This is a genomic window from Streptomyces alkaliterrae, from assembly GCF_007097205.2.
Classification (GTDB): domain Bacteria; phylum Actinomycetota; class Actinomycetes; order Streptomycetales; family Streptomycetaceae; genus Streptomyces; species Streptomyces alkaliterrae.
Genome location: NZ_VJYK02000207.1, coordinates 1 through 9,940, shown reverse-complemented (window position 1 = coordinate 9,940; position 9,940 = coordinate 1). Strand labels below are relative to the sequence as shown.

The following is a 9,940-nucleotide window of genomic DNA, read 5'->3' as shown; positions in this document are numbered from 1 at the left end:
CCACCAAGCACCCCGTCAACGCCTGACCCACCGCCCCGCGGGGCACCCGAGCGCTCCGGCCACCGCCCGACCGGCGGTGGCCGGAGCGCTCACACGTGCGAGGGATGCCGGGGCGTCCGAAGTCGTGGCCCGGCCGCATTCCCCTCATCCTGGTGACAAGAAACAAGATCCCGACCCCGCGTCGGGCGCCTCCGGTGAGGAAAGGGGCACCCGTGACCTCGCACGAGCCCGGCTCCGCCGACCACCCCTACACGCCGCCCCCGCCGCCGAGAGGCGGGCGCGGCAAGGCCCTCGGCTTCGGCTGCCTCGGCGCCCTGATCGTCCTCGCCTTCCTCGTGGTCGTCGCCCTGGCCGTACGGGACGACGGCGGCGACTCGGAGGAACTGCCCTCACCCACCCCGGCGACCACCGGACCCGCCGACCCCGGCGTCGAGGAACCGGAAGGCCCGGAGGCCCGCGAAGAGGCCGCCGAGTTCCGGGAGTGCGTGGAGGAGAACGGCACCGACCCGGAGAAGATGGCGCTGCAACGCGTCACCGCGGTCACCGGAAGCCGCGACCTCAACCGGGAGAACGCCGCGGCCGAAGTCTTCACCGACCTGCCGGGCGGCAGGGTCGGCCCGAGCATCGGACAGGCCAGGCTGATCGCCGGCGCCTTCGCCTCCTGCTACGAGGCGGACAACGGCACGGTCACGGTCTACAGCGCGGACGGCAACATGCTCGCCACAGGACGGTTCTGAGCCAGCCGGACCTCCGCACCAAGCTCATGCGCGGCGTCAGTACCGGAACCGGGCGTCCTCGCCGCTGATCCGTATGAGGAACTCCTCCATGGGCGCACCGCCGTCGTCCGGAAACAGAACGAGACCCTGTTCATGGATCGCTTCGTCCGCGGCCAAGGCGGCGCCCTCGTCACCCCGCCGCCACGCATCGTGCGAGGCGGCGAACAGCGGGGCGAGTTCTTCCCAGGCCGCTCCCGGCTCAAAGTGACAGCCGGACCAGAACATGTCGACTTCGGTGAGGGTCAACGTCCCTACCAGACGCCCGTTCTTCCTGAGCTGCCACCTCGGCTTTGCCATGCACCCCTCCTGGAAAGTGACTCCCACGTCAGCGACTTGGGATCGGGGTGGCCGACGGTCGCCACTCCCGCCTCAGCAGGCCGAACACCCACGAGTCGGACACCTCGCCGTCCACGACGCAGTCCTCCCGCAGCGTCCCCTCACGCACGAATCCGACCTTCTCCAGCACCCGTGCGGACGCCACGTTGCGCGTGTCGGTCTCGGCCTGGACGCGATTGAGGTCCAGAGTGTCGAACGCCCACCGCAGCATGGCGTGCGCGGCCTCCGTCGCGAAGCCGTGGCCCCACATCGCCTCGTCGAGGCAGTAGCCCAACGACGCGCTGCGGTATTCCGGGTTCCAACTGCTCAGCGCACACCAGCCGACGAACGCCCCGTCAGAAGCACGGTCGACGGCCACGCGGGCCCCGGTGCCCTCGTCCGCGATCCTCCGGCACACCGCGAGGAAGCGATCGGCGCGAGCCCGCTCCTCCCACCGCGGCGAGTCCCAGTAACGCATCACGTGGGCGCTGCTGTGCATCGTGAACAGGGCGTCCGCGTCGGTGTCGGCGAAGGGCCGCAGGCGAAGCCGAGCGGTCTGCAGAGTGGGGGTGGTCAGCGTCATGCGCCCATCCTGCGGCCTCGAGCGGCTGGAAGACATCGGATTTCCTTCTGCGTTCGGCTGCGGAGGCGCCTCACCCGATGGCGTCCGGTGCCGCAGACGGCCGGCCCTCCCGCACCACCGCCGTGCCGGCCACGGACCGGTCCTCGTGCATATTGATCACTTGACCGGGCCGAACGCGCCGTCCTGGCCGCGGCATCGAGGTCAGCTGGTCCAGTCCGCGGCGGGGTCCGCGGGCATGACCTCGAACCAGATCGTCTTCCCGGTGGCGGTACGTGCACAGCCCCAGTCCGCTGCCAGGGACGCGATCAGCAGCAGGCCCCGACCGTTCTCGGCGTAGGGCTCCTGGTCGGGCTGGGCGGGTCGCTCCGGCGCCGCGTCGGTCACCTCCACTCGCAGCAGGGCGCCCGTCCAGCGCACCCGGACCGAGCACGGCTCGGTGGTGTGGAGTACAGCGTTGGCGATGGCCTCACCTGACAGCAGTTCGAGGTCGTGCAGCGTCTCGGCCGTGAGCGGCAGCTCCCAGGCGCTGACCACCGACAGCAGGAGCCGGCGGGCCTCGGGTACGGCTGCCGGGTCCTTCTCGGGGACCGTGAAGTCGTGGAGCAGCGGCTGTGCGCAGTGGACCGGTGTGCTGGCTGTTCGCCGTCGAGGCTCGGACGGCACTGTTGCCACGCTCATCTCGACCATCTCCTGTACCGGTTGTCTCTCCAGCAACGGTGGCAGCCGTTACGCGCGCGCAACAGGGAACGCCCGGGCTCTTAACACAGGTTTAGGATTGGGTGACGGAGGTCACTTTTATGCTCGCCTTGGCTGCCGGACACACCCTGCCCGCTTCCCTGCGCTCTGGCGGGGACCCGATGTCCGGTTCGTGACGAACCGGGAGGCTCTGTGCGCATACTCCTTGTCGAAGACGACAACCGGGTCGCCGACGCCCTGACGGGCTCGCTGCGTCGCAACGGGTACGAGGTGGTGCGCGCGGGCAACGCCGCGGACGCGCTTGCCGCGCCCGCCGTCGACCTGGTCCTGCTCGACCTGGGCCTACCGGACCGGGACGGCATCGAGGTGTGCCGGCAGCTGCGTGCCCGCGGCTCGGTTCCGGTCATCGCGGTGACCGCGCGGGGCGGCGAACCCGACCGGGTGCGGGGACTTCGCAGCGGCGCCGACGACTACGTGGTGAAGCCTTTCAGCGCCGCCGAGCTGCTCGCCCGCATCGAGGCGGTGCTCCGGCGCAGTATGCCCCGGCGCGCCGCCGAGGACCGCCTCGTCACCGTCGACGGACTCGAGATCGACATTCGGCGGCGCACGGTCACCCTGGACGGGCAGCCGGTACCGCTGACCCGCAAGGAGTTCGACGTACTGGCCGTGCTGGTGCGCGCCGAGGGCGGCGCCGTGCCCCGGGACCGCATCATCGTCGAGGTGTGGCACACGACGTACGCCGGCATGTCGCGCACCCTCGACGTGCACATGGCCAACCTGCGCGGGAAGCTGGGACGGGCCGGAAGCGCGGTGCGGACGGTTCGCGGCGTGGGCTATCGCCTCGCGGCCACCGACCGGGCGGCCCCGGACACCGCACCGGAGGCGCCGCGGGTCTCACACTCCGAGCAGTCGACCTCCGCCTCGCCGCCTGCCGCGGCCGATGCCTGAGCCCACCGGCCAGCCATGCGCCGCCGACTCCTCATCATCGTTTTTGCCCTGGTCACGGGTCTTATCCTGGCGCTCAGCGTCCCCCTGGTCCGTGCCACGGCGGAGCACACCATCCAGAGCGCGTTCATCGGGCGCGTCGAAGACGGCGCGTGGTTCGCCGACATGGCCTCCACCGCCCTCGAGTCGGGGCGGACCGACCGTCTTGAGGCCGCCGCCGACCGCTACACCGCCCTGTACGACTCGCAGGTCGCCGTCGTCGACGCGGACAGCGAGATCGTCGTCGCTCCCCGCCCCGTCGACCTGGAGGAGCCGGAGGTCCGGGCGGCACTGCTGCGCGCCCTCGCGGACCGCCCCGCATGGCAGCCGGGCCTGGTCTGGCCGTGGGACGACCGCCCCTTCGTCCTGGCCGAGCCGGTCAAGCGCGACGGCAGGGTACTGGGCGCCGTGGTCGTCATCTCGCCCACCGACCGGGCCCGGTCCGAGGTCGCCGACCACCTGACTCTTGTCGCCGTGGGCAGCCTCGCCGCACTCCTCGCCGCGCTCCTCGCCGTCGCGGCCCCGATGGTCAGGTGGGTCCTCCGCCCTGTCCACGAGCTGGACAGGGCCACACACGAGGTCGCACTCGGACGGCTGAAGACCAGGGTCTCGGAGCGGACCGGCGCCCCGGAACTGCGCCGCCTCGCCAACAGCTTCAACGCGATGGCGGACAGCATGCACGCCTCGCAGGAACAGCAGCGTGCGTTCGTCGCACAGGCCTCCCACCAGCTGCGCAACCCGCTGACCGCACTCCGGCTGCGGGTGGAGAACCTCGAGGAGTACGTGAACGATGACCGCGGCCTGCACGAGCTGCACATCGCCGCGGAGGAGGCCGACAGGTTCGGCGAGATCCTCGACGGGCTGCTGCGGATGGCCAGGGCCGAGGCGTCCGAGGGCGAGCGGGTGCCCGTCGACGTCACAGCCGTGGTCACGCACCGCGTCGACGCCTGGCGGACGGCCTACGAGGCGGAGGGCGTCCCGCTCACGATCCGGCCCCTGGACGGGGTGCGGGCGCTGTGCCTGCCCGACTGCCTCGACCAGGCGCTGGACACCCTGCTCGACAACGCGCTCAAGTTCGGCGACGGCACCCCGGTGAGCGTGTCGGTCACCCGTGCCCCGGCCCGCGCCGGCGTCGGCGGACGTGAGGACGCGGGCGGGGGGCAGGGCGGCGACATGGTGGAGGTGACGGTGCGCGACCGCGGCGCCGGGCTGACGGCTGAGGAGATGGCCCAGGCGGGCGGCCGGTTCTGGCGCAGCACCCGTCACCAGAACGTCCGGGGCACAGGCCTCGGGCTCGCCCTCACGCGCCTTGTGGTCGAAGCGGGCGGCGGCGAGCTGCGCCTGGCCGCGGCGGAGCCGCACGGCCTCGCGGCGACCGTGCGGCTGCCGGCCGTGCCCGCGACCCCGGGCACGACGACCTGAACCGCCGTGCCTGAACCGCCGTGGACGCGTCAGGGCCGGGACTCCCGGTACCAGCGCTCCGCGCCCGGGTGCAGGTCGAGCGGGTAGGTGGCGATCGCCGTACGGCGATCGAGCCGACGGGCCTCCGGGTGGGCGCGGATGAGCTCCCGCTGCCCCTCGAACAGCAGCCGGGTCAGCCAGTACGCCTCAGCGTCCGGCATGTCCGAACGCACCACCAGGAAGTTCGGCACGCTCACCGTGGTCACGGCGCTCCGCGCCCCGTAGACGACGGCGGGCACGGTCGTCTCGGTGTACAGCTCGCCGTAGGAGCGGGCGAGGGCGCCGACCACGTCGCCGAGATCAACCAGGCGGACAGGCGTGGTTCGGCGCAGCTCCGTGATCGCCGCCGTGGGCAGGCCGCCGCTCCAGAAGAACGCGTCGATCCGCCCGTCGGCCAGGGCGGACGCCGAATCGCGCACGTCAAGGCGCTCCGCGGCCACGTCGCTGTCCGGGGAGAGTCCCGCCACGCCCAGTATCCGCTCGGCGATGACCGCGGTCCCCGAGTCCACGGCCCCCAGGGACACCCGCCGCCCGCGAAGATCCGTCACGTTGCGCACCGGGCTGTCGGAAGGGACCACAAGCTGCACGTAGTTGTCGTACAGCGCGGCCAGCGCCACCACGGGCACCGGCCGGCTGAACGGTGCGAGCCCCTCGACGGCGTCCGCGGCGGAATCGGCCAGCGTGAAGGCCACCTCCGCCTCGCCCGCGGCCACCCGGCGCAGATTGTCGACACTGCCGCCCGTGTACAGGACCGGGGCGGTCACGCCGGGCAGCCGCCGCTCGACAAGTTCGGCGTAGCCGGCGCCGTACGCCGCGTAGACGCCACCCCTGTTACCGGTGGCCACGCTGATCTCCCCGGCAGGCCGAGGCGGTTCGTCGCTTCCGGCGCACCCCGTGAGCAGCACCATCGTCAGGGCGACGGCAACGGCGAGTAGGCGTGCCACCGGCATGGAGACCTCCCTGGACACAACAAGCGCCACCGGCTGCGAAGTCCGCTGCGGCGCACGCTCACGCGGCCCACGCGTATCAGCCTAATCCAGGCACCCGCGGGTTCCGTGACTCAGACAGGCCGTCGAGGTGGCCTTCGAAGCGGGGGCCACCGGCTCTGGCGCCCGGGGTCCGCGCAGCTGGGCCACCACCACGAACAGCGCCAGCACCGCCCCGATCGCATCGGCCACCAGGTAGGGGCTGAGCAGCAGGCCGGTGGCCGCGACCGCTGCCAGTCGCTCGAAGGCGGTGGTCCTGCGCAGCCAGAAACCCTCGATGGCCACGGCGAAGGTCATCAGGCCGATGAGGCCGGTCACCACCGCGAGAATGATCTCGGAGACCGGTCCGTTGAGCAGGAGCGGCGAGTAGGCTATCAGCACCGGGATCACGTAGAGCCCCTTGGAGAACTTCCACGCCGCCATGCTCGTCCGTATCGGAGACGAACCGGCGATCCCCGCCGCCGCGAAACCGGACAGCGCCACCGGCGGTGTCACGTTGGAGTCCTGGCTGTACCAGTAGACGATCATGTGCGCGACGATCAGCGGAACACCGAGGTCGAGCAGCGCCGGGCCGGCGAGCACGATCAGCACGATGTACGCGGCTGTCACCGGCAGCCCCATCCCGAGAACCATCGAGGCGACGGCGATCAGCAGCAGGGTCGGCAGCAGGTAGCCGCCGCCCCAGCTCAGCATCATGCTGGAGAACTTCAGCCCCAGACCGGTCAGCCCCACCACTCCGACCACCACTCCCGCGGCCGCGGTGGCCACGGAGACCGACAGCGTGTTGCGAGCTGCCAGGGCGAACACCTCCCCCATGTCCTTGAGGCTCATCCGCGTGCTGGCGCGGAGCATGGCCACCACGGCCAGCGCGGCGGTGGCGTACAGACCCGCGAGCAGCGGTGTGAAGTGCAGGGTGAGCAGGGTGACAAGCAGGATGAGAGGAGGGAGGAAGTGGAAGCCGCCCGCCATCACCTCGCGCATCCGCGGCAGGTCCTCGGCGGGCAGTCTCCTGATCCCGTGCCGCCGGGCCAGAATGTCGACGAACAGGAAGATCACGGCGAAGTACATCAGCGCGGGGATGACCGCGACCTTGACGATCTCGATGTACGGCACGCCGATCAGCTCCGCCATGACAAAGGCGCCGGCACCCATGAGCGGTGGGAGCAGCTGCCCGCCGGTGGAGGCGGCGGCCTCCACACCCCCGGCCTCGTGCGGCCGGTAACCGGCTTTCTTCATCATCGGGATGGTGAAGGAGCCGGTGGTGACCGTGTTCGCGATCGCACTGCCGGACACCGATCCCATGAGCGCGCTGGCCACCACCGCTCCCTTGGCTGGGCCGCCGCGGTACTTGCCGGTCAGCGCGTAGGCGACGTTGATGAAGAAGTTGCCGCCACCGGTCTTCTCCAGCACCGCCCCGAAGAGGATGAACATGAAGACGAAGGTGGCGGCGACTCCCAGGGCGAGCCCGTAGATGCCCTCCTGGAACAAGTAGGTGTGGGAGACGATGCGTTGGACGGTGTAGCCGCGATGTGACAGGAGTCCGGGCAGGAGCGGCCCGAGCCAGGCGTAGCACAGGAAGCAGGCCACCAGCACGGCCATGAATACGCCGATCGCGCGTCGGCAGGCCTCCAGGAGGAGCAGGATCGCCACGGTTCCCATGGCCAGGTCGGCGGTGGAGGGTATGCCCGCGCGGGCCACGATCCCGTCGTAGTCCAGTACCGGATAGAGGCTCACGGTCACCGCGGCGAGCACGAGGAGAGTGTCGACGACGGCCATCGGCAGCCGTCGCGCCCAGCGGCCCTTGCCGGCCGGGCGGGTGACGAAGACCAGCACCAGCACGAACATCAGGTGCAGCACGCGCTGCAGGTAGGAGTTGAGGCTCAGACTGAGGGCGGTGTAGATCTGGAAGCAGCCGAGGGCGAGCGCGATGGCAAGCACGCCGTAGCCCACAGCGGTGGTAGCCCGGCTCTGGCCCCACCGGGCCGCGGCGAGCCGGTGCCACAGCGGCCGGGCATCGGTCGCCTCGACGGGAGGCGCATCGTCGGAAGGGCCCAGGGCGGTGGTCTGTCTCATAACGCTTTGAGGGCACCCGGCCTGCGCGGGCGGGTGTGCCGTGCGAGCTCGCACGGCACACCCGCAAGGGGCGCCCTACCCCTTTCTGAGTCGCGGGTTGGGGTACTGGGGAGACTGTCGGGCGAGGCGAGCGGCCTGGCCGACTCCGGAGTCAGGGCGATCCCGATCCCGGGGCCGACAGCCGGGGCGCCGCCGGCGGGGAGGTGTCGGCACGATGCCCTTTCCCAGGGAGCGTGACCGTTCCGGTCAGGGGCGGAGCCTGTCGGGGATCTTCACTCCCTTCTCCTCCGCGTAGCGGAGGACACCGGGATGCAGCGGAACCGGACTCTTCGTGAGGTTCTCCAGGACGAGGTACTCGGCACCGGCCTCGTAGACCTTGTTGAGCGCGGCCACGTTCTCGTAGAGCGTGCGTGCCAGCTCGTAGCCGCGCTCCTCGGACATGTGAGTCGGGACCGAGACGACATTCCACAGGGCGAGCGTCGGCACGTCCTTCTTGACCGTGCTGTAGACGCCGCCCTTGATCACGTGCTTGTTGTAGAAGGGGTACTTCTTGGAAATCCTGGCCACCTCGTCGTCACACATCGGGACCAGCCGGAGGGCGTCGGTGGCTTCGAGCTCTCGCAGAGACCCGTGACCTTCGCCGACCACCCAGGAGCCGGCGTCGATCTGCCCGTCGCGTAGCGCCGACGCGGTTTCGGCATAGGCGTAGCGCTGGCGTTTGATGTCCTTGTCGGGTGACATTCCCAGTGCGTCGAAGACCAGGTTGGTGGCCAGTTCGTTGCCACTGCCGGGAGCGCCCACGGAGAAGCGCTTTCCCTTGATGTCGCTGAAGCAGTTCAGGTCGCCGCCCCGTGACTGCAGGGACACCGCGTGGTACACGTTCGGATAGAGCACCATGAGGGTTTGCGTCTTGACCGCTTTGCCCGAGAACTCGCCCTTGCCGTGGTAGGCCTGATGGACCACGTCGCTCTGGGCGATGGCCAGGTCGCTCTGGCGCTCCGCGACCAGCCGGAGGTTCTGCACCGAACCCCCGGTGGTCTCGGCACTGGCTTCAACCCCCTTCGTCTTACGGTTGATCACCTCCGCCATCGCCCCGCCCATCGGGTAGTAGATACCCGCGGTGGTGCCGGTGGCGATGGAGATCCTCGACGGGTCGCCGGTTTCGCTCCTGCCCGACTCGGCGGGCTGGCTGCAGGCGGCTGTCAGCAGCGTGATACACAGGCCCAAGGAGAGGCCCACACCACATTTGAGGCGCTGTCGTCCCATGAAGCGCTCCTCGGTGTCGTCGTTTCCGTGACCGACGTCACGGTGAATGGCAGGGACGGTACTTGTTCCCGACGCGAAGAAGAGTGTCCCGGAGCGCTTATTGAGCAATCCTTAAGGTTCGTGCCCGGCTCGGCCGGGTTGTCGATTTCCAGAGAGCGCGCGACCCGAAACCGGGCATATTCCTCCGAGACTTGCCGGGCTCGGACTCGTCGACGGGGTGAGTCAGCGCTTCTGGTCCTGAGCGCCGGGCATGTCGATGGCGTGAGCCGCAGCGAGGTCCGGCTGCTGCGGCTCGGGCTGCACCGGGCGTTGCGGAGGATTCGCCGCCTCATCCTGGAGGGCTCGCAACGACAGCAGGTCGACGTACGCCAGCGACAGCACCTCGCCGTCATCAGCCCCGGAGCGCGCAACCCGTCGCCACCGGCGACTCCTGCAGCACGTGAGAGTGGATGCGGCCGGTGTCGAGGTGGGCGAGCCCTCTCCCGTGCCGTACCTGCGGGCGACGGTGCGGTTCGTGCTGCGCGCTCGTCGGTGTCGGCCGCTCGGGTTGGTGGTCACGGTTGGTGCTGGGGGTGGATGAGGAGCAGGGCGATGTCGTCGTGGCGCGGCGCTGTGCGCTCGGCGTGGTGGATGAGGCTGTCGGCCAGGACGTCCAGGTCTCCGGGGTCCGCCGCGGCAAGCTGGTTGGCGAGGTCGTCGATGGCGTCGTCGATGTCGGTGCCGGGGTGTTCGACGAGTCCGTCGGTGTAGAGGGCTAGGACGGCGCCGGGTGGGAGGGGGATGTCGGCGGTGGAGTAGTC

11 protein-coding genes are annotated in these 9,940 nt (G+C 70.4%); 3 read left to right on the top strand and 8 right to left on the bottom strand.

Features of this window, described 5'->3' with window-relative positions; all coding sequences use genetic code 11:
* The first annotated feature begins 212 nt into the window (after positions 1-212).
* Positions 213-737 (top strand): hypothetical protein, encoded by a 525-nt coding sequence (locus FNX44_RS18455; RefSeq protein WP_143649394.1) that lies wholly within the window; start codon positions 213-215, stop codon positions 735-737.
* A gap of 36 nt (positions 738-773) precedes the next feature.
* On the opposite strand, the gene FNX44_RS18450 is transcribed toward FNX44_RS18455, so the two are convergent.
* From FNX44_RS18450 to FNX44_RS18440, 3 genes are all read right to left on the bottom strand, one after another.
* Positions 774-1,073, bottom strand: a complete 300-nt coding sequence (locus FNX44_RS18450; protein ID WP_143649393.1) for a hypothetical protein — start codon at positions 1,071-1,073, stop codon at positions 774-776.
* A 28-nt stretch (positions 1,074-1,101) separates the two neighbouring features.
* Complete coding sequence (locus FNX44_RS18445; protein WP_173019225.1) at positions 1,102-1,674, bottom strand: GNAT family N-acetyltransferase; 573 nt, start codon at positions 1,672-1,674, stop codon at positions 1,102-1,104.
* Positions 1,675-1,875: 201 nt separating this feature from the next.
* On the bottom strand, positions 1,876-2,352 hold the full coding sequence (locus FNX44_RS18440) for an ATP-binding protein (protein ID WP_173019224.1): 477 nt from the start codon (positions 2,350-2,352) through the stop codon (positions 1,876-1,878).
* A 210-nt stretch (positions 2,353-2,562) separates the two neighbouring features.
* On the opposite strand from FNX44_RS18440, the gene FNX44_RS18435 reads away from it, so the two are divergent.
* Together FNX44_RS18435 and FNX44_RS18430 are read left to right on the top strand one after the other, a co-directional pair.
* Positions 2,563-3,318: a response regulator transcription factor gene (locus FNX44_RS18435; protein ID WP_143649390.1), complete on the top strand. Its 756-nt coding sequence runs from the start codon at positions 2,563-2,565 to the stop codon at positions 3,316-3,318.
* 15 nt (positions 3,319-3,333) lie between these two features.
* Entirely contained in the window at positions 3,334-4,776 is a 1,443-nt protein-coding gene (locus FNX44_RS18430; protein ID WP_143649389.1) for a HAMP domain-containing sensor histidine kinase, read from the top strand.
* A 29-nt stretch (positions 4,777-4,805) separates the two neighbouring features.
* Here the strand turns inward: FNX44_RS18430 and FNX44_RS18425 are convergent, their stop codons facing one another.
* From FNX44_RS18425 to FNX44_RS18405, 5 genes are all read right to left on the bottom strand, one after another.
* A complete protein-coding gene (locus FNX44_RS18425; RefSeq protein WP_143649388.1) occupies positions 4,806-5,765 on the bottom strand; it encodes a TAXI family TRAP transporter solute-binding subunit in 960 nt (319 codons plus the stop codon).
* Positions 5,766-5,846: 81 nt separating this feature from the next.
* Entirely contained in the window at positions 5,847-7,874 is a 2,028-nt protein-coding gene (locus tag FNX44_RS18420) for a TRAP transporter permease (RefSeq protein WP_143649387.1), read from the bottom strand.
* A 246-nt stretch (positions 7,875-8,120) separates the two neighbouring features.
* On the bottom strand, positions 8,121-9,140 hold the full coding sequence (locus tag FNX44_RS18415) for a TAXI family TRAP transporter solute-binding subunit (protein ID WP_143649386.1): 1,020 nt from the start codon (positions 9,138-9,140) through the stop codon (positions 8,121-8,123).
* Positions 9,141-9,362: 222 nt separating this feature from the next.
* Positions 9,363-9,521, bottom strand: a complete 159-nt coding sequence (locus FNX44_RS18410; protein ID WP_153507432.1) for a hypothetical protein — start codon at positions 9,519-9,521, stop codon at positions 9,363-9,365.
* Between the two features lie 173 nt (positions 9,522-9,694).
* The coding region (locus FNX44_RS18405; protein WP_143649385.1) for a SpoIIE family protein phosphatase at positions 9,695-9,940 on the bottom strand (246 nt) is incomplete at its 5' end.

Coding starts and splice junctions, on each gene's coding strand:
- FNX44_RS18450 (WP_143649393.1), bottom strand. CDS start 1,073: ATGGCAAAGCCGAGGTGGCAGCTCAGGAAGAACGGGCGTCTGGTAGGG.
- FNX44_RS18445 (WP_173019225.1), bottom strand. CDS start 1,674: ATGACGCTGACCACCCCCACTCTGCAGACCGCTCGGCTTCGCCTGCGG.
- FNX44_RS18440 (WP_173019224.1), bottom strand. CDS start 2,352: ATGAGCGTGGCAACAGTGCCGTCCGAGCCTCGACGGCGAACAGCCAGC.
- FNX44_RS18430 (WP_143649389.1), top strand. CDS start 3,334: ATGCGCCGCCGACTCCTCATCATCGTTTTTGCCCTGGTCACGGGTCTT.
- FNX44_RS18425 (WP_143649388.1), bottom strand. CDS start 5,765: ATGCCGGTGGCACGCCTACTCGCCGTTGCCGTCGCCCTGACGATGGTG.
- FNX44_RS18420 (WP_143649387.1), bottom strand. CDS start 7,874: ATGAGACAGACCACCGCCCTGGGCCCTTCCGACGATGCGCCTCCCGTC.
- FNX44_RS18415 (WP_143649386.1), bottom strand. CDS start 9,140: ATGGGACGACAGCGCCTCAAATGTGGTGTGGGCCTCTCCTTGGGCCTG.